We start from the raw sequence: 18,913 nt of genomic DNA on the forward strand, positions 1-18,913 counted from the left end.
TGTGAGTGCCCACACAGATTGTCTGATAAATTGTTAAAGAGCAGTGAGTTACGCGCTTTCGCTTGCTAACTCGAGGTGGCGTATATTACGCTTTCCTCATTCAGTGTCAACCGTTTATTTCATCCGGCCATCACTGTTTTTAATCTTTCCGACCCGGTTACTTCGTGATGTTGTTCACGTTGTTCCCTGTCGATGGAGCGGCATTATAGGGAGTTCTGAGCAGGCCGCAAGGGGTAATTTTAAGAAAAAACACCGTTTGCTGCATTACACAGCAAACACACTGCTTATACCGTCTTTTGCACAGATTTATCCACAGAGGCGCAGGAATCTCAAATTTTGCGAGCGTCGCGCAATCGTTTTCGCTACAATTTCGCGCGTCAGTTTTCACTGCCCTTTACGGGTGATAAATGAAAAGTCTGTCGCCGAAGGGAAGTTATCTGAGTTCAATCCCGCGTTTTTCTGCGAATTGCTCTATATAGAGAGAAGAAAAGCATCATTGCATTCAGATAACGCTCTTTACCGCGACTCCAAAGCCAAGGATATAACCACCATGCAACAATCTCGTCCAATCCGCCGCGCCCTGCTCAGTGTTTCTGACAAAGCCGGTATCGTAGAATTCGCCCAGGCCCTGTCTTCGCGTGGTGTTGAATTGCTTTCCACTGGCGGTACCGCCAGCCTGTTGGCTAAAGCCGGTCTGCCAGTCACTGAAGTGTCTGACTACACGGGTTTCCCGGAAATGATGGATGGACGCGTCAAAACCCTGCACCCGAAAGTACACGGTGGGATCCTCGGTCGTCGCGGGAAAGATGATGAAATTATGGCGCAGCATTCTATTGCGCCAATCGACATGGTGGTCGTTAATCTTTATCCGTTCGCTCAAACTGTCGCGCGCCCGGACTGTTCACTGGAAGATGCCGTAGAAAACATTGATATCGGCGGCCCGACCATGGTTCGCTCAGCAGCAAAGAACCATAAAGATGTGGCGATCGTAGTAAAAAGCAGTGACTACGACGCTGTCATTGCCGAGATGGATGCCAATGGCAGCTCGCTGACGCTGGCGACCCGTTTCAATCTGGCGATTAAAGCCTTCGAGCATACGGCTTCTTACGACGGCATGATTGCGAACTACTTCGGCACAATGGTCCCGGCTTATCACGGCGATACTGAATCAGCTTCCGGCCAGTTCCCGCGCACGCTGAATCTTAGCTATATAAAGAAACAAGATATGCGTTATGGCGAGAACAGCCACCAGAACGCTGCCTTCTATATAGAAGAGAACGTCAGTGAAGCGTCGGTTGCTACCTCGACTCAGCTTCAGGGCAAGGCGCTTTCCTATAACAACATTGCGGATACCGACGCGGCTCTGGAATGCGTGAAGGAATTTTCGGAGCCCGCCTGCGTTATCGTTAAACATGCCAACCCTTGCGGCGTGGCTGTCGGCGACAACATTATGGCCGCTTACGAGCGCGCCTATCAGACTGACCCGACATCGGCTTTCGGCGGCATTATTGCCTTTAACCGCGAACTGGATGCTGAAACGGCAAAAGCCATCATCAGCCGTCAGTTTGTGGAAGTGATCATCGCGCCATCCGTCAGTGCCGACGCACTCGCTTTGACCGCCGCGAAACAAAACGTCCGCGTGCTGACCTGCGGCCAGTGGCAAGATCGCCAGCACGCGCTCGACTTCAAACGTGTTAACGGCGGCCTGCTGGTTCAGGATCGTGATTTGGGTATGGTTGAAGCGGCCGATCTGCGCGTGGTATCCGAGCGCCAGCCGACTGAGCAGGAACTGACAGATGCGCTGTTCTGCTGGAAGGTGGCAAAATTCGTCAAATCCAACGCCATTGTTTATGCGCGTGACAAAATGACCATCGGTATCGGCGCTGGGCAGATGAGCCGCGTTTACTCCGCCAAAATTGCCGGTATTAAAGCCGCCGATGAAGGTCTGGAAGTTGCCGGTTCCGTAATGGCCTCCGACGCCTTCTTCCCGTTCCGCGACGGGATCGATGCCGCCGCAGCCGTCGGCATTACCTGCGTTATCCAGCCAGGTGGGTCTATCCGTGACGATGAAGTGATCGCCGCGGCTAACGAACACGGCATTACGATGCTGTTTACCGATATGCGCCACTTCCGTCATTAATTTTCTTTTAGCGGGTGCGATGCGCCCGCTCATCCGGAGTCTTCGAATGAATATTTTAATTATCGGTAACGGCGGGCGTGAACATGCACTGGCATGGAAGGCATCGCAGTCACCTCTGGCTGATAAAGTCTTTGTGGCACCTGGTAACGCCGGTACCGCACTGGAACCGTTGCTGGAAAATGTTGATATTGCCGCTACGGATATCGCGGGATTACTGGACTTCGCTCAAAGCAATGATGTCGGCCTGACCATTGTCGGCCCTGAAGCGCCGCTGGTCATCGGTGTCGTGGATGCTTTCCGCGCAGCGGGTCTGAAAATCTTTGGCCCGACGCAGGAAGCTGCGCAGCTTGAAGGCTCTAAAGCTTTCACCAAAGATTTCCTGGCTCGCCACAACATTCCAAGCGCTGATTATCAGAACTTCACCGACATCGAACCTGCGCTGGCTTACCTGCGCAGCAAAGGCGCGCCGATTGTTATCAAAGCCGACGGTCTGGCCGCAGGTAAAGGTGTCATTGTGGCAATGACATTGAAAGAAGCCGAAGACGCCGTTCACGACATGCTGGCAGGAAATGCTTTCGGTGATGCAGGCCATCGTATCGTTATCGAGGAATTCCTCGACGGCGAAGAGGCCAGTTTCATCGTCATGGTCGACGGTTCCAATGTATTGCCGATGGCTACCAGTCAGGATCACAAACGCGTGGGGGATGGCGACAGCGGCCCAAACACCGGCGGAATGGGGGCCTATTCTCCGGCGCCCGTCGTGACGGACGAAATCCATCAGCGTGTCATGGATCAGGTTATCTGGCCAACGGTTCGCGGTATGGCGGCGGAAAACAACACGTACACCGGTTTTCTGTATGCAGGTCTGATGATCTCCGCTGACGGCCAGCCGAAAGTGATCGAATTCAACTGCCGTTTCGGCGATCCGGAAACACAACCGATCATGTTACGTCTGCGCTCGGATCTGGTGGATCTTTGTCTGGCCGGTGCAGAAGGCCGTCTGGGCGATAAAACCTCCGAGTGGGATCCGCGTCCTTCTCTCGGGGTAGTACTGGCCGCCGGCGGTTATCCGGGTGACTATCAGAATGGCGAAGTGATCCACGGTCTGCCACTGGAAGAAGTGCCTGACGGCAAAGTCTTCCATGCGGGAACCCGGTTGCAGGATGAGCGCGTAGTGACCAGCGGTGGCCGCGTGCTGTGTGTCACGGCTTTGGGTAAAACCGTGGAAGCCGCTCAGCAGCGTGCGTATGATCTGGCGAAAGGTATCCAATGGGAAGGCAGCTTCTGCCGTAAAGATATTGGTTATCGCGCGATTGACCGCGAGCGTAATCACTAAACCTCACTCGCAGCAAGATGATCAAAAAAGGCACGCTTCGGCGTGCCTTCTCTTTTATTGCCAGGGAAATCAGAGATCAGACTCTTTCGGCTCCCAGCTGCAGAAATCTTCATTGGCCACTAACAGCAATTCATTTCCTTCCGGCGCAGTCAGCCAGGCTAACCCGAGTTGATCGTTACTGCGACTGGCTCGTTTTGCCAGCCAGACCTGCGAGCGAACCGTCAGTGTCGGTGTCACCTTCTCGCCCGCGCAGGTGGTTATTACACCCTGACGCCAGCGGGCCTGCACCAGCCGGACATTCCCGGCCTGCAGTGCGCTACTCACATCGAGAATTTTAGCCGCTTCGTATTTATAGCGTTCGATGTCATCTGAGGATAATTTTTCACGTCGCTCAGGAAGTTGACGCTGCATAAAGCTGACATTGCCGCCCTCATCGAAACGAAGCATCACGCCCAAATCAGTTTTGGTCGCATGCGTTTCTTTCACAAGGTGAACTTGCCCCTCCTGAAATTCATACCGTGTGATGATTGTATCGCCGCCAAAATAGGGGCTGTAGACATTGAGAATGGTTTGGGGCTGGTTCTGGGCATTATTTTCGCGCCATACACGGTTAATACCCTGATCGGCAACATAACCACTGGCGAAGAACTGCGGGGTCGTTTCTTTTGAACTGCAACCCACCAGACTAAGAACCAGTAAACCTGCTACCAGCCTGGGGGTGATAAACTGAAGGGGCTTCAGAGCCCCTCCGCTTATTCTTTTCACTGCAAGCAATTACTTAACAGCGTCTTTCAGAGCTTTACCAGAAACGAACGCAGGCACGTTGGCAGCTGCGATTTTGATTTCTTTACCAGTCTGTGGGTTACGACCAGTACGCTCGTTACGATGATTTACCTTGAAAGTCCCGAAACCAACCAATTGTACAGCATCACCTTCTTTCAGAGACTCGGTAATAGCAGACAGAGTAGATTCAAGAGCAACTTTGGCCTGTGCTTTGGAAAGATCAGCTTTGTCCGCAATTACATCAATCAGTTGAGTCTTGTTCATAAGTTATCCTTTACAGTGTGTTTATCGTTTGCAAAGCATCGAGTGCGACGGATATGCCGATTGACAGCACCCTCCTGCATACACGCACCGATAGCCACTTTTTTTACGCACCCCAAATGTAGACCAGACAGGGTGCGGATGTGAAGCCTTAAGGCACGACAAATCAGGCGTTAAATCACGTTTTCTTGCCTTATTGCGCTAAATTTATGCCAATGTTACTGACAGCGGCTTCACGCAGGTCAGAACGTAACCCTTTTATTAATTCCAGGTCACGCTCCTCACAGTCAGCCAACAGGCGAAAAATCTCCCATTGGATGTCCCATTCTTCTTCAACAGCAGGAATGACTTTAAGCTCTTCATCGGTCATTTCTTTACCGGCCTGAGTCATTTCCAGCATCGCGACAGTACGAATTGACGTCTCACTGACGGCAACCGCGTGAGACAGCGTTTCGCCACTCAGACGCGAATGAATTAACTCGCCCAGAGCGATACACGCATCAATGGCCGGATACACCCCATAGATGTCGTAATCGTCGGAAGAAGGCACGGCCTCCTCCAGTTTTTCGAGCTGTGAGTCAAAATTGACCTTGGCGTCTTTCACCACCAGCGTTTCCCAGATTAAATCCAGGATGCGGCGGTAAACCTGCGGCTCACCAAACCCGGTTTCCAGGCAAAATGCCTGATAGTTCGGGTACATGCGCTCACACAAGCTCGCCATAAACGTCACGTGTTGCCAGCTTTCCAGCTTTTCGAGACGTAAATGAATTGGATTACGTAACATGAGTTGATCTCGTTAACTTTTCTGCGCGGGAGTTTACCTGAAATTAATCAATATCCCTATTCCTTGATTCCTAAAGATCATCACTCAACCGTTGCCAGCGTTGAAACGCTGCACGATTTGACGCCACGGCATCCGCCCAACGCGTAGGCTCCGGCAAACGATATTGCCGCATGCAATGCTCGACCCAATAACGCGCCGATTCCATGCTGATGCGATGACCCGGAGAGATGAACAATGGATTACAGCGTAGCTTACTGCGCCAGACCCAGCCAATCTGTTCATCCCCGTCGTACAACGCCTGATGGCTGTGCAATGCCTCACCGAGAGGCAGAGACTTACCGCATAACCGGCTTTTCGCGACACCAATCGTCGGCACGTCGATCATCAGGCCAAAATGACTGGCAACGCCCAGACGGCGAGGATGTGCGATCCCCTGGCCATCCACCATCACCAAATCGGGGCGAGAGCTGATTTGCTGCCAGGCCTGGAGTAATGCGGGAAGTTCACGGAAGGAGAGGAAACCAGGGATATACGGCATGACGGTCGGGATGCGGGCGATCTGATATTCCACCAGTTCAAGCGTTGGGTAGCTCAGAACCGCCACCGCAGCGCGGGTGACTTCACCGCCCTGTTCGAAGCCGACGTCTACACCGGCGATCAGCGCCGGTGTGGTGAAACCAGGAGGATCCTGCAGTTCGATCTGATCTGCGAGGATCCGTTGCTCTTCACGTAATGCGCGGGTATCGATCATCCGGGATCTTACTCGTGATACTGACGGGACAAGCTGTGTACCGCTTCCACGAAAGCGCCGGCATTTTCCGGCGGCACATCCTGATGGATGCCGTGACCCAAATTAAACACGTGACCATTACCTTTGCCGAAGCCTGCCAGAATAGTCTCCACTTCCTGCTCGATGCGCACTGGTGAGGCATACAGCATGGAAGGATCCATATTGCCCTGAATCGCCACTTTATCGCCCACGCGGCGACGTGCATCGGCAATATCCGTTGTCCAGTCCAGACCCAGCGCATCACAACCTGTCGCGGCCATCGCTTCCAGCCACTGACCGCCGCCTTTAGTGAACAGCGTCACGGGCACGCGACGACCTTCGTTTTCCCGGATCAAACCATCAACGATTTTATGCATATAGTTGAGGGAGAATTCACGGTAATCGCGTGGCGTCAGCACACCGCCCCAGGTGTCAAAGATCATCACCGACTGCGCGCCCGCTTTAATCTGAGCGTTGAGGTAGAGGATGACGCTGTCGGCAACTTTATCCAGCAGCAAATGCATGGTCGCCGGATCGGCATACATCATCTTTTTGATTTTAGTGAAAGCTTTGCTGCTGCCACCTTCAACCATATATGTCGCCAGCGTCCACGGGCTGCCGGAGAAACCGATAAGCGGTACTTCACCTTTAAGGTTTTTACGGATGGTGCGCACGGCGTTCATCACGTAGCCCAGTTCCATTTCAGGATCGGGGACCGGCAGCTTTTCGACATCGGCACGGTTGGTCAGTGGAGAAGAAAAACGCGGGCCTTCACCGGCTTCGAAATACAACCCTAACCCCATCGCATCAGGAATGGTCAGGATGTCGGAGAACAGAATGGCCGCATCCAGCGGATAGCGGCGCAGCGGCTGCAAGGTCACTTCACAAGCCAGCTCCGCATTCTTGCACAGCGACATAAAATCACCGGCCACGGCACGGGTTTCTTTATATTCTGGCAAATAGCGGCCTGCCTGACGCATCATCCATACCGGCGTGATGTCCACCGGTTGACGTAACAGGGCGCGCAGGTAACGGTCATTTTTCAACTCATTCATTCTGGTTCTTTCCTTCAGTATTCGGGCGGCACGGCATTAATCTGGCGGCATTCTAACACGCAACACTTACGCTACACGTCGTCTTCATCGCTCGCGGCGCGGCATAGCGCCACAGTGTCTTCGATCAGTCGACGCGCGATGGTGCCCGGCGGCGGCAATAACGGCAGGGCGTCATAACGATACCAGCCCGCATTCAGCAGCTCTTTCGGATCGTGCTGAATATCACCGCTGTCATAGTCAGCCATAAAAGCCATCATCAGCGAATTCGGGAAAGGCCATGGCTGCGAGCTGACGTAGCGCACGTTTTTCACGCGGACGTGACTCTCTTCCATGACTTCGCGCGCCACGGTTTCTTCCAGCGTTTCGCCGACTTCAACAAAACCGGCCAGCACCGTGTGAATTCCGTTACGGTGGCGGACATGCTGCGCCAGCAGAATTTCATCACCCCGGCGGATAGCCACGATAATGCATGGCGCAATTTGCGGATAATAGCGTTCACGACAGTGGCTACAGAGCGCAGCCCACTCGGTTTTACTGACCTGCATTTCGTGGCCGCAGTAACCGCAGAATTTATGAGATCGATAAAATTCAGCCAGTTGCACACCGCGCCCGACCAGCTGGAATAATCCGCGATCCTGATCGAGCAACTGGCGGGCCGACACCATGTGGTTGTGCATCGCCTGACGCACCAGCCAGACCGGCTCGCCCTGCCACTCGCCAATCTGACGTGCCGTTTTGCCGGTCAGAGAGAATTGCGTTGCACTGCCAAACGGCAGTTCACCTTCAGGCAGCCATAGCTTGCCTTCATGGCTGATGACCCACCAGCCGTTATGTTGCTCTGTGATCTGTAATTCCATAATTGTTGTTGCATAACCTCGACGAGACTGACAATCTGAGACAGAAATTTAACATTAGTAACCTTCACATTTTGGTTACTTTTTTATCGCTCACGGAGTCAACCATGCTAAATCGTCTGGAAAGACTGACCCAACGCGTTGGTGGCAGTAATGAGTTAGTAGACCAATGGCTGCACGCGCGCAAAGAACTGCTGGTTGCATACTGCACACTGGTCGGTCTGAAACCCAATAAAGAAAAACATACCCCACTGAATGAAAAAGCGCTGGATAACTTTTGTCATAATCTGGTGGACTATCTCTCTGCCGGCCATTTCCATCTTTATCAGCGGATAATCGATGAAGTCGCCAGCGCAGGCAGCTCAGTTAAATCACAAGCTGCCAAAATATACCCTGCGCTGGAGCTGAACACTGAAACTATCATGGCTTTCCATGACAGTTACACAGAAAATGATATTGATGATGACAATGCTTTCGCCTTCCATTATGCATTATCCGATATTGGTGAAGCGTTGGATGCGCGTTTTCAGCTTGAAGATCAATTAATTATCCTGGCATTTGATCCGGTCGATGGAACACCTTTACCGCCTGCCAACGACGATCATCTCGCCAGACCGGCTTAAGCCGTTTGAAGTTTAGACCCTGCGAAGGGTTGTAGTTTTATCATCGGCCTCCTATATTGAGGCTTCTTGTCGGAGTGCCTAGCGCATAATTTTCCTCACGGAGATTACGCCAGGCTGAGACCGTTAATTCGGGATCCGCGGAACCTGATCGGGTTAGTACCCGCGAAGGGAACAAGAGTAATGTTATGCGTTTTGCGCGATTTGGCATCAGCCTGTATCAGGCCGCCTGCGCTAAACCGCCCATTTTTACTCCTGCCGTAAACCTCCAGACAAGCAATTTTCCATCACGTTTTTTTGCGAGGAATTTGCTATGTCGAGTACCCAAAAACCCGTTATTTCTGAAAAGAAACCCTCTGGTCGCCGTGAACAACGTGCGCAGGCACAGTCGTTTATCGACAGCCTGCAGGGCGAAGCCTTTCCTAATTCCCGACGTATTTATCTGCAAGGCTCTCGCGCTGATATCCGCGTGCCGATGCGTGAAATACAGCTCAGCCCGACGCTGACAGGCGGCGGCAAAGACAATCCAAAGTACGAAGAGAACGAAGCCATCCCGGTGTATGAAACAGCCGGGCCTTATGGCGACCCGGAAGCGTCTATCGACGTACATGCCGGGCTGGCAAAATGCCGCGCCAGCTGGATCGCCGACCGGGCAGATACCGAAGAACTTCCGCAGGTCAGCTCGGGTTTTACCCAGCAACGTCTGGCCGATGACGGATTGGATCACCTGCGCTTCGAACTTCTGCCGCGCCCGCGAAAAGCCATGTCCGGTAAAAATGTTACGCAGCTGCATTACGCGCGAAAAGGCATCATTACCCCTGAAATGGAATTCATCGCTATTCGCGAAAATATGGGCCGCGAGCGGATCCGCGGCGAAGTATTGCGGCAGCAACATCCGGGTGAAAGTTTCGGTGCGCATCTTCCTGCCAATATCACGCCGGAGTTTGTACGTCAGGAAGTCGCCGCCGGTCGCGCGATTATTCCCGCCAACATCAATCATCCCGAATCAGAGCCAATGATCATTGGCCGAAACTTCCTGGTGAAGGTTAACGCCAATATCGGTAACTCCGCAGTGACGTCATCTATCGAAGAAGAAGTCGAGAAGCTGGTGTGGTCGACACGCTGGGGCGCAGACACGGTGATGGATCTCTCCACCGGTCGCTACATCCACGAAACCCGTGAGTGGATCCTGCGTAACAGCCCGGTGCCCATTGGTACAGTGCCGATTTATCAGGCGCTGGAGAAAGTGAACGGCGTTGCCGAAGACCTCAACTGGGAAATGTTCCGCGATACGCTCCTGGAGCAGGCCGAACAAGGCGTCGATTACTTCACTATCCATGCAGGCGTATTACTGCGTTATGTGCCGATGACCGCCAAACGATTGACCGGTATTGTGTCACGCGGCGGTTCGATTATGGCGAAATGGTGCCTTTCCCATCATCGCGAAAGTTTCCTGTTTGAGCATTTCCGCGAAATCTGCGAAATCTGCGCCGCCTATGATGTTTCTCTTTCGCTGGGCGATGGCCTGCGTCCGGGTTCAATTCAGGATGCGAATGACGAAGCGCAATTCGCTGAATTACGCACGCTGGGCGAACTGACCAAAATTGCCTGGGAATATGACGTGCAGGTGATGATCGAAGGGCCGGGGCATGTCCCCATGCAGATGATCCGCCGCAATATGACCGAAGAACTTGAGCACTGCCACGAAGCACCTTTCTATACGCTGGGGCCTCTGACCACCGATATCGCTCCGGGTTATGACCATTTCACCTCCGGGATTGGTGCGGCAATGATTGGCTGGTTCGGCTGCGCCATGCTGTGTTATGTCACGCCGAAAGAACATCTCGGTCTGCCGAACAAAGAAGACGTTAAGCAGGGTCTGATTACCTACAAAATCGCAGCGCACGCCGCCGATTTAGCTAAAGGTCATCCGGGCGCGCAAATCCGTGATAATGCCATGTCGAAGGCGCGGTTCGAATTCCGCTGGGAAGATCAGTTTAACCTCGCGCTCGATCCGGCAACGGCCCGCGCCTATCACGATGAAACATTGCCGCAGGAATCCGGCAAAGTCGCACACTTCTGCTCAATGTGCGGCCCGAAATTCTGCTCTATGAAAATCACGCAGGAAGTGCGCGATTACGCCGCCGCACTGGAAGCTCAGGCGCAGCCGGTTGAGATCGTGGAATCAGGAATGGCACAGATGTCTGCTGAATTCCGTTCACGAGGCAGTGAGCTTTACCACCCTGCCACGGAGATCAACAAATGAATCAGTCCGCTCAGTCTTTTCCAGCCGTTCCCTTCCATCTCGGTTTATATCCGGTCGTTGATACCGTGGAATGGATTGCCCGCCTGCTGGAGGCGGGCGTTAAAACGCTGCAACTGCGGGTGAAAGACTTACCCGATGAGGAAGTCGAACCGGCGATTATCGAGGCCATCGCGCTGGGGAAAAAATATCAGGCGCGGTTATTCATCAATGATTACTGGCGACTGGCAGTAAAACATCAGGCATACGGCGTGCATCTCGGGCAGGAGGATCTGGACACTGCCGATTTGCCGGCCATTTATCAGGCCGGTTTGCGCCTGGGCGTTTCGACGCATGACGACGCAGAACTGGCGCGTGCCGTGGCGGTCAACCCGTCTTACATCGCTCTCGGGCATATCTTCCCGACACAAACCAAAGATATGCCGTCTGCCCCGCAGGGTCTGGCAGAACTGACCCGACACATTAAGCAACTCGACGGCAGTTTTCCGACGGTAGCCATCGGTGGTATCAGCATTGAACGCGCGCCGTCGGTTCTCGATTGCGGTGTCGGCAGCATCGCCGTGGTCAGCGCGATTACCCAGGCGGCAGACTGGCGAGCCGCCACCGCCGAACTGCTGGCCTTATGCGCCAGCAAGGTGCCGGAAGATGCTTAACGATGCGGCTTTTATGCGCTACAGCCGCCAACTGATGCTGGAGGAATTCGGCCCGCAGGCGCAGGAAAAATTGCAGGCCGCCAAAGTGCTGATTGTCGGGCTTGGCGGTTTGGGCTCTCCCGCCGCCTTGTATCTGGCGGCAGCGGGCGTTGGCACGCTGTTTCTGGCCGATGACGATCAGGTCCATCTCACTAATCTGCAAAGACAAATTCTTTACCGTACCGCAGATCTGGATCAGCCCAAAGCCACAGTGGCAAAGCGCGAATTGCTACGCCTTAATCCGTTATGTGAAATCATTGCTCTCACTCAAAGGCTGACCGGGGAGGCATTGCAGCAGGCCGTTGCGGGTGCCGATGTCGTTTTGGATTGCAGCGACAATATGGAAACCCGACACGCGGTCAACAAAGCCTGCGTGGATACCGGCAAAACGTTAATCAGCGGCAGTGCCGTCGGATTCAGCGGGCAGTTACTGGTCATTCAGACACCCTACGCGCATGGCTGTTATGCCTGTCTCTATCCGGATCGGGAAACCGTGCAGCGTAACTGCCGCACTTCCGGCGTGCTTGGGCCGGTCGTTGGCACCATCGGCACGTTACAGGCGCTGGAAGCCCTGAAAATACTGGCGGGTTTGCCCAGCACATTGAACGGAAAGCTGCGGCTGTTCGACGGTAAAACGCAAAACTGGCGTTCGCTGCAACTTACACGGTCATCCGGCTGTGCCGTCTGCGGAGGCCACGCGTGAACATTTTCGTCAATGATGAATCACACCCGTTCAGTCAGCCGCTCACCTTACTCACCCTGCTCAGTGAACTGACGTTAAATCCGGCCGGCTGCGCGCTGGCGGTTAATCAGGTCATTATTCCGCGGGATAGCTGGTCGTCTCACTTACTGGAAGACGGCGATGAAATATTGCTCTTTCAGGCCATTGCCGGAGGATGACATGTTAAAAATTGCTGATACCACCTTCACCTCGCACCTGTTCACGGGAACAGGAAAATTTGCCAGCGCCACGCTGATGCAACAGGCACTGGCAGCGTCCGGTTCTCAGCTGGTGACGATGGCGATGAAACGCGTGGACCTTCGCCGTGGCGGAGATGACATCCTTGCGCCGCTGCAACAGCTTGGTGTCCGTTTGCTGCCCAATACTTCCGGGGCCAAAACGGCAGAGGAAGCCATATTTGCCGCGCAACTGGCAAGAGAAGCCCTGGGGACGAACTGGATAAAACTGGAAATTCATCCCGACGTAAAATATCTGCTGCCCGATGCCGTTGAAACGCTGAAAGCCGCAGAGACGTTGGTGAAACAGGGATTCGTGGTATTGCCGTATTGCAGCGCGGACCCGGTGCTGTGCAAGCGTCTGGAGGAAGCGGGTTGCGCCGCCGTTATGCCACTCGGCGCGCCGATCGGTTCCAATCAGGGGCTGCAAACCCGCGAATTTCTGCACATTATCATCGAGCAGTCGCGGATTCCGGTGGTCGTCGACGCAGGAATTGGGGCGCCGAGCCAGGCTGCTGAAGCACTGGAAATGGGGGCTGATGCGGTACTGGTCAATACCGCGATTGCCGTCGCTGGCGATCCGGTCGCGATGGCAACAGCGTTCCGGCTGGCGGTTGAGGCAGGCGTGCTCGCCCGACAAAGCGGTTTAGGTGGCAGACAGCGACACGCCAGCGCATCCAGCCCGCTGACCGGTTTCCTCACAACCCCGCAGGCGGCGTCATGAGCAACTTTACGGATATCTGGTCAACGCTCGACTGGGATGACCTTTCCCTGCGTATCAACAGTAAAACCGCACGTGATGTCGAACGGGCGCTCAGCCGGAATAAGATCGACCGGGAAGATTTTATGGCGCTGATTTCTCCGGCAGCGCTGCCTTATCTCGAATCTATGGCGCAACGCGCGCAACAGCTCACGCGCCAGCGGTTCGGCAATACGGTGAATTTCTTCGCGCCGCTGTATTTATCCAATCTTTGCGCCAACGAATGTACGTATTGCGGCTTTTCGATGAGCAACAAAATCAAACGTAAAACGCTGGATGAAGATGAAATCAGGCGGGAATGTGAAGCGCTGAATGCGCTGGGCTTCAAACATCTGTTGCTGGTCACTGGCGAACATAAAGGGAAAGTCGGCATGGATTATTTCCGCCGTCATTTCCCCACGATCAGAAGTCATTTTGATTCGCTGATGATCGAGGTTCAGCCGCTGCAACAGGAAGAATATGCCGAGCTGAAAATGCTGGGGCTGGACGGCGTGCTGGTTTATCAGGAAACCTATCACGCGCCGACGTATGCCTTGCATCATCTGCGCGGGCAGAAGCAGGATTTCTTCTGGCGACTGGAAACACCGGACCGGCTCGGTCAGGCGGGAATCGATAAAATCGGGCTGGGCGCGCTGTTCGGGCTTTCAGGAAACTGGCGGACAGACAGTTATATGGTGGCGGAGCATTTGTTGTATCTGCAACAAACTTACTGGCAAAGCCGCTATTCGGTGGCGTTTCCGAGATTGCGCCCATGTACCGGCGGAATCGAACCGGCCTCGCTGCTGGAAGAAAATCAGCTGGTACAACTGATTTGCGCATTCAGGATGCTTGCTCCCGACGTCGAGCTTTCCTTGTCGACACGTGAATCGCCCTACTTTCGCGATCACGTCATTCCACTGGCGATCAACACCGTCAGCGCCGGATCGAAAACGCAGCCAGGCGGGTATGCTGACGATCATCCTGAACTGGAACAATTCGCGCCTCATGACAATCGCTCGCCGCAAAGTGTGGCTGCCGCATTAACTCTGGCAGGGCTTCAGCCGGTGTGGAAAGACTGGGACAGTTTTTTGGGGCGCGCCTCGCAGGAAAATGTCGGTGGAAAGCAAACCAGTAATCTCTCAGGAATGCGAATTCCATAAACCGTTTTTGCCTCTCGCGCATCTCTGGCGGGAGTATTACTGTGCGTTTGCCGCTGCACATTCGCAACCGGCCGGCGCCATTCATCCCGGCGCTGCTTCCAAAACAGCCGGAACAGAGTATCTGTCCAGTACCTTGTTCCGGCACCTCTTTGACTCCCTCAACATCATCTTCTCTGATTTCAGGCAAAAAAAAACCGCTCCCTAAGGAGCGGCTTTATGCGTTTCGACAGAAGACGATTACTCGTCGTTGCTGTTACCGAAACCTGCGTTCAGAAGTTCAGCCAGGTTAGCCGTTGCTTCATCCGCGCTTACCTGCGGTACAACTGGCACTTCACCCTGTGCTTTACGACGAGCACGTTCCTGATGGTAAGAGTAACCGGTACCGGCTGGGATCAGACGACCCACGATAACGTTCTCTTTCAGGCCACGCAGTTCATCACGCTTACCGGCAACTGCCGCTTCGGTAAGAACGCGCGTGGTTTCCTGGAACGACGCAGCGGAGATGAAGGATTCGGTCGCCAAAGATGCTTTGGTGATACCGAGCAGGTCACGGCTGAATGTTGCCGTGATTTTGCCTTCAGCTTCCAGCTTACGGTTAGCGATTTTAACGCGAGACATTTCTGCCTGCTCGCCTTCCAGGAAGTCTGTGCCACCAGCGCTAACGATGGTGCCTTTACGCAACATCTGACGAACGATAACTTCGATGTGTTTATCGTTAATCTTAACGCCTTGCAGACGGTAAACTTCCTGCACTTCGTTGGTGATGTAGCGGGTAACCGCGTGAACACCACGAAGACGCAGAATGTCGTGCGGAGACTCAGGGCCGTCGGATACGACGTCACCACGTTCCACAATTTCGCCTTCGAACACGTTCAGCTGGCGCCATTTAGGGATCATTTCTTCGTAAGCATCGCTGCCATCCAACGGAGAAATTACCAGACGACGTTTGCCTTTGGTTTCTTTACCGAAGGAGATGATCCCGCTGATTTCAGCAAGGATTGCAGGCTCTTTCGGACGACGTGCTTCGAACAGGTCAGCAACGCGTGGCAGACCACCGGTGATGTCCTTGGTACCGCCGGATTCCTGAGGAATACGCGCCAGGGTGTCACCAGAGTGGATCTGCGTACCATCTTCCAGCTGAACAATCGCTTTACCTGGCAGGAAGTATTGAGCAGGCATATCTGTACCTGGGATCAATACGTCGTCGCCTTTAGCATCAACGATTTTCAGTGCCGGACGCAGGTCTTTACCGCTACCGGTACGCTCTGCAGAATCCAGAACTACCAGAGAAGACAAACCGGTCAGGTCATCTGTCTGACGTGTAATGGTCTGAGTATCAACCATATCGGCAAAGCGAATGAAACCACTCACTTCACTGATAACTGGCATGGTGTGCGGATCCCAGTTAGCAACGGTTTCGCCGCCGTTAACAGATGCGCCATCACCTTTGCCCATCACGGAACCGTAAGGCACTTTATAGCTTTCTTTGGTACGACCGAATTCGTCGATCAATTTCAGCTCAGTGTTACGGGAAGTGATAACCAGTTTGCCGTTAGAGTTGCTAACGTGCTTGTGGTTGCTCAGTTTAATGGTACCGGTGTTCTTAACCTGAATGCTGGATTCTGCTGCCGCACGAGATGCCGCACCACCGATGTGGAACGTACGCATCGTCAGCTGGGTACCCGGCTCACCGATGGACTGTGCTGCAATAACACCGATCGCTTCACCTTTGTTGATGATGTGACCACGTGCCAGGTCGCGACCGTAGCAGTTTGCACACACACCAAAGTCAGTTTCGCAACTTACGACTGAACGTACTTTCACGCTGTCGACGGAGTTCTCTTCTAACAGATCACACGTCTTCTCGTGAAGCAGGGTGTTACGTGGAACCAGGATATCCGCCGTACCCGGCTTGAGGATATCTTCTGCAGTCACACGACCCAGTACACGTTCACGCAGTGGTTCTTTAACGTCGCCACCTTCGATGACCGGAGTCATCATGATGCCTTCGTGAGTTCCACAGTCGTCTTCGGTCACAACCAGATCCTGCGCCACGTCAACCAGACGACGGGTCAGATAACCGGAGTTAGCCGTTTTCAGTGCGGTATCCGCCAAGCCTTTACGCGCACCGTGAGTAGAGATGAAGTACTGGAGTACGTTCAGACCTTCACGGAAGTTCGCGGTGATTGGCGTTTCAATGATGGAACCATCTGGTTTCGCCATCAGGCCACGCATACCGGCCAGCTGACGAATCTGTGCAGCAGAACCACGCGCACCGGAGTCGGCCATCATAAAGATACTGTTGAAGGAAACCTGCTGTTCAACAACACCGTCACGGTTGACGACGTCTTCAACAGACAAGTTTTCCATCATTGCCTTAGCAACACGTTCGTTGGCCGCAGCCCAGATGTCGATCACTTTGTTATAGCGTTCGCCAGCAGTTACCAGACCAGACTGGAACTGTTCCTGGATTTCAGCAACTTCGGTTTCTGCTTCTTCGATGATCTCTGCTTTCTTCGCAGGGATTACCATGTCATCGATACCGACTGACGCGCCTGAACGGGCAGCGTAAGCAAAACCGGTGTACATGATCTGGTCAGCAAAAATAACGGTCGGCTTCAGGCCCAAAATGCGGTAACAGGTGTTCAGCATTTTGGAGATAGCTTTTTTGCCCAGAGGCTGGTTGACGATGGAGAACGGCAGACCTTTAGGTACGATCATCCAAAGGATGGCGCGACCTACAGTCGTGTCGATAATCGACGTCTTGTGCGTAACTTCGCCTTCGGTATTTTTGATCTCTTCAGTGATACGCACTTTGACACGCGCATGCAGAGAGGCCAAACCGGCGCGGTAAATACGCTCAGCTTCTTTAGGACCGGTCAGAACCATGCCTTCGCCTTTGGCGTTAACACAGTCACGGGTCATGTAATACAGACCCAATACAACGTCCTGAGAAGGAACGATGATTGGCTCGCCGTTCGCAGGTGACAGGATGTTGTTGGTAGACATCATCAACGCACGCGCTTCCAGCTGAGCTTCCAGCGTCAACGGTACGTGAACAGCCATCTGGTCACCATCGAAGTCGGCGTTATATGCCGCACAAACCAGCGGGTGCAGCTGAATTGCTTTACCTTCGATCAGAACCGGTTCAAACGCCTGGATACCCAAACGGTGCAGGGTTGGTGCACGGTTCAGCAGTACCGGGTGTTCGCGGATAACTTCGTCCAGGATATCCCAAACGACAGCTTCTTCGCGCTCAACCATTTTCTTCGCGGCTTTGATGGTGGTGGCCAGGCCACGCAGTTCCAGCTTGCCGTAAATGAACGGTTTGAACAGTTCCAGTGCCATTTTCTTCGGCAGACCACACTGGTGCAGACGCAGGTATGGACCTACGGTGATAACGGAACGACCAGAGTAGTCGACACGTTTACCCAGCAAGTTCTGACGGAAACGACCCTGTTTACCTTTAATCATGTCTGCCAGAGATTTCAGCGGACGCTTGTTAGAGCCGGTGATTGCACGACCGCGACGGCCGTTATCCAGCAAAGCATCTACCGCTTCTTGCAGCATACGTTTTTCGTTACGTACGATGATATCTGGCGCAGCCAGATCCAGCAGGCGTTTCAGACGGTTGTTACGGTTGATAACGCGACGATACAGATCGTTAAGATCCGACGTAGCGAAACGGCCGCCGTCCAACGGAACCAATGGACGCAAGTCTGGCGGCAGTACCGGCAGCACGGTCAGGATCATCCACTCTGGTTTGTTACCAGACTGAACGAACGCTTCCAGCAGCTTGATACGCTTGGTCAGCTTTTTACGTTTGGTTTCGGAGTTAGTTTCGTTCAACTCTTCACGCAGTTGCTCGCACTCTGCTTCCAGATCCATGTTTTTCAACAGGGCCTGAATAGCTTCCGCACCCATCTTCGCGTCGAACTCATCACCAAACTCTTCCAACGCATCCAGATACTGCTCTTCAGTCAGGATCTGGCGTTTTTCGAGGTTAGTCATGCCGCCTTCGATAACCACATAGGATTCGAAGTACAGAACACGTTCGATGTCACGCAGTGGCATATCCAACAGCAAACCGATGCGCGATGGCAGCGATTTCAGGAACCAGATGTGTGCAGTCGGGGAAGCCAGTTCGATGTGGCCCATACGCTCACGGCGTACTTTAGTCTGGGTCACTTCAACGCCGCACTTCTCGCAGATCACGCCGCGATGTTTTAAACGCTTGTACTTACCGCACAGGCATTCGTAGTCTTTTACTGGTCCGAAGATACGGGCACAGAAAAGGCCGTCACGTTCTGGTTTGAACGTACGGTAGTTAATGGTTTCTGGCTTCTTAACTTCACCAAAAGACCAAGAACGGATCATGTCTGGCGATGCCAGAGCAATTTTGATCGCATCAAACTCTTCGGTCTTAGTTTGCGCTTTCAGAAACTTTAGTAAGTCTTTCACGGATTGGCTCCCGTCGGGTTAGACCTGTTAGGCACCTGC

Annotated in this window: 16 protein-coding genes and 1 riboswitch; of the genes, 9 read left to right on the forward strand and 7 right to left on the reverse strand. The window is 53.5% G+C overall.

Annotation, left to right across the window (positions count from 1 at the left end; translation table 11 throughout):
• Positions 1–550: 550 nt before the first annotated feature.
• Together purH and purD are read left to right on the forward strand one after the other, a co-directional pair.
• Positions 551–2,140, forward strand: a complete 1,590-nt coding sequence (gene purH / locus ACO0U8_RS23705; protein WP_421671748.1) for a bifunctional phosphoribosylaminoimidazolecarboxamide formyltransferase/IMP cyclohydrolase — start codon at positions 551–553, stop codon at positions 2,138–2,140.
• A 46-nt stretch (positions 2,141–2,186) separates the two neighbouring features.
• Complete coding sequence (purD, locus tag ACO0U8_RS23710; protein ID WP_421671749.1) at positions 2,187–3,476, forward strand: phosphoribosylamine--glycine ligase; 1,290 nt, start codon at positions 2,187–2,189, stop codon at positions 3,474–3,476.
• A 69-nt stretch (positions 3,477–3,545) separates the two neighbouring features.
• On the opposite strand, the gene ACO0U8_RS23715 is transcribed toward purD, so the two are convergent.
• The 6 genes from ACO0U8_RS23715 to nudC all read right to left on the reverse strand — a co-directional run bounded on the left by ACO0U8_RS23715 (position 3,546) and on the right by nudC (position 7,985).
• The gene (locus ACO0U8_RS23715) at positions 3,546–4,199 is read right to left on the reverse strand and encodes a DUF1481 domain-containing protein (protein ID WP_371414334.1); all 654 of its coding nucleotides are present in this window, start codon (positions 4,197–4,199) and stop codon (positions 3,546–3,548) included.
• Positions 4,200–4,250: 51 nt separating this feature from the next.
• Positions 4,251–4,523, reverse strand: a complete 273-nt coding sequence (gene hupA, locus ACO0U8_RS23720; protein WP_013577396.1) for a nucleoid-associated protein HU-alpha — start codon at positions 4,521–4,523, stop codon at positions 4,251–4,253.
• A gap of 190 nt (positions 4,524–4,713) precedes the next feature.
• Complete coding sequence (locus ACO0U8_RS23725; RefSeq protein ID WP_056778003.1) at positions 4,714–5,304, reverse strand: YjaG family protein; 591 nt, start codon at positions 5,302–5,304, stop codon at positions 4,714–4,716.
• 70 nt (positions 5,305–5,374) lie between these two features.
• A complete protein-coding gene (nfi, locus tag ACO0U8_RS23730) occupies positions 5,375–6,055 on the reverse strand; it encodes a deoxyribonuclease V (protein WP_056777999.1) in 681 nt (226 codons plus the stop codon).
• An 8-nt stretch (positions 6,056–6,063) separates the two neighbouring features.
• Entirely contained in the window at positions 6,064–7,128 is a 1,065-nt protein-coding gene (gene hemE, locus ACO0U8_RS23735; RefSeq protein WP_122096977.1) for a uroporphyrinogen decarboxylase, read from the reverse strand.
• A gap of 71 nt (positions 7,129–7,199) precedes the next feature.
• Complete coding sequence (gene nudC, locus ACO0U8_RS23740; RefSeq protein ID WP_056777993.1) at positions 7,200–7,985, reverse strand: NAD(+) diphosphatase; 786 nt, start codon at positions 7,983–7,985, stop codon at positions 7,200–7,202.
• A 104-nt stretch (positions 7,986–8,089) separates the two neighbouring features.
• Here nudC and ACO0U8_RS23745 point away from each other — a divergent pair, with 104 nt between their 5' ends.
• The 7 genes from ACO0U8_RS23745 (at position 8,090) to thiH (ending at position 14,413) form a co-directional block, all read left to right on the forward strand.
• Positions 8,090–8,605: an Rsd/AlgQ family anti-sigma factor gene (locus ACO0U8_RS23745; RefSeq protein ID WP_056777988.1), complete on the forward strand. Its 516-nt coding sequence runs from the start codon at positions 8,090–8,092 to the stop codon at positions 8,603–8,605.
• A gap of 60 nt (positions 8,606–8,665) precedes the next feature.
• A riboswitch (TPP riboswitch) is annotated at positions 8,666–8,793 on the forward strand.
• Between the two features lie 122 nt (positions 8,794–8,915).
• Entirely contained in the window at positions 8,916–10,868 is a 1,953-nt protein-coding gene (gene thiC, locus ACO0U8_RS23750) for a phosphomethylpyrimidine synthase ThiC (RefSeq protein ID WP_136375430.1), read from the forward strand.
• On the forward strand, positions 10,865–11,518 hold the full coding sequence (gene thiE / locus ACO0U8_RS23755) for a thiamine phosphate synthase (protein ID WP_421671750.1): 654 nt from the start codon (positions 10,865–10,867) through the stop codon (positions 11,516–11,518). The genes thiC and thiE overlap by 4 nt, the downstream gene beginning before the upstream one ends.
• A complete protein-coding gene (locus tag ACO0U8_RS23760) occupies positions 11,511–12,260 on the forward strand; it encodes a HesA/MoeB/ThiF family protein (RefSeq protein WP_183851032.1) in 750 nt (249 codons plus the stop codon). Before thiE ends, ACO0U8_RS23760 begins: the two co-directional genes overlap by 8 nt.
• On the forward strand, positions 12,257–12,457 hold the full coding sequence (thiS, locus tag ACO0U8_RS23765; protein ID WP_183851030.1) for a sulfur carrier protein ThiS: 201 nt from the start codon (positions 12,257–12,259) through the stop codon (positions 12,455–12,457). Before ACO0U8_RS23760 ends, thiS begins: the two co-directional genes overlap by 4 nt.
• 1 nt (position 12,458) lies before the next feature.
• Positions 12,459–13,238: a thiazole synthase gene (thiG, locus tag ACO0U8_RS23770; RefSeq protein WP_421671751.1), complete on the forward strand. Its 780-nt coding sequence runs from the start codon at positions 12,459–12,461 to the stop codon at positions 13,236–13,238.
• The gene (thiH, locus tag ACO0U8_RS23775; protein WP_421671752.1) at positions 13,235–14,413 is read left to right on the forward strand and encodes a 2-iminoacetate synthase ThiH; all 1,179 of its coding nucleotides are present in this window, start codon (positions 13,235–13,237) and stop codon (positions 14,411–14,413) included. Before thiG ends, thiH begins: the two co-directional genes overlap by 4 nt.
• 237 nt (positions 14,414–14,650) lie before the next feature.
• Here the strand turns inward: thiH and rpoC are convergent, their stop codons facing one another.
• Positions 14,651–18,874: a DNA-directed RNA polymerase subunit beta' gene (gene rpoC / locus ACO0U8_RS23780; protein WP_056777962.1), complete on the reverse strand. Its 4,224-nt coding sequence runs from the start codon at positions 18,872–18,874 to the stop codon at positions 14,651–14,653.
• Positions 18,875–18,913: the final 39 nt, after the last annotated feature.

Origin of the sequence: Rahnella sp. EDr1-12, from assembly GCF_049206505.1 — a bacterium.
GTDB classification, from domain to species: Bacteria; Pseudomonadota; Gammaproteobacteria; order Enterobacterales; family Enterobacteriaceae; genus Rahnella; species Rahnella rivi.

Coding starts and splice junctions, on each gene's coding strand:
- hupA (WP_013577396.1), bottom strand. CDS start 4,523: ATGAACAAGACTCAACTGATTGATGTAATTGCGGACAAAGCTGATCTT.
- thiH (WP_421671752.1), top strand. CDS start 13,235: ATGAGCAACTTTACGGATATCTGGTCAACGCTCGACTGGGATGACCTT.
- ACO0U8_RS23760 (WP_183851032.1), top strand. CDS start 11,511: ATGCTTAACGATGCGGCTTTTATGCGCTACAGCCGCCAACTGATGCTG.
- hemE (WP_122096977.1), bottom strand. CDS start 7,128: ATGAATGAGTTGAAAAATGACCGTTACCTGCGCGCCCTGTTACGTCAA.
- nfi (WP_056777999.1), bottom strand. CDS start 6,055: ATGATCGATACCCGCGCATTACGTGAAGAGCAACGGATCCTCGCAGAT.
- purD (WP_421671749.1), top strand. CDS start 2,187: ATGAATATTTTAATTATCGGTAACGGCGGGCGTGAACATGCACTGGCA.
- purH (WP_421671748.1), top strand. CDS start 551: ATGCAACAATCTCGTCCAATCCGCCGCGCCCTGCTCAGTGTTTCTGAC.
- ACO0U8_RS23725 (WP_056778003.1), bottom strand. CDS start 5,304: ATGTTACGTAATCCAATTCATTTACGTCTCGAAAAGCTGGAAAGCTGG.
- nudC (WP_056777993.1), bottom strand. CDS start 7,985: ATGGAATTACAGATCACAGAGCAACATAACGGCTGGTGGGTCATCAGC.
- ACO0U8_RS23745 (WP_056777988.1), top strand. CDS start 8,090: ATGCTAAATCGTCTGGAAAGACTGACCCAACGCGTTGGTGGCAGTAAT.
- thiC (WP_136375430.1), top strand. CDS start 8,916: ATGTCGAGTACCCAAAAACCCGTTATTTCTGAAAAGAAACCCTCTGGT.
- thiG (WP_421671751.1), top strand. CDS start 12,459: ATGTTAAAAATTGCTGATACCACCTTCACCTCGCACCTGTTCACGGGA.
- thiE (WP_421671750.1), top strand. CDS start 10,865: ATGAATCAGTCCGCTCAGTCTTTTCCAGCCGTTCCCTTCCATCTCGGT.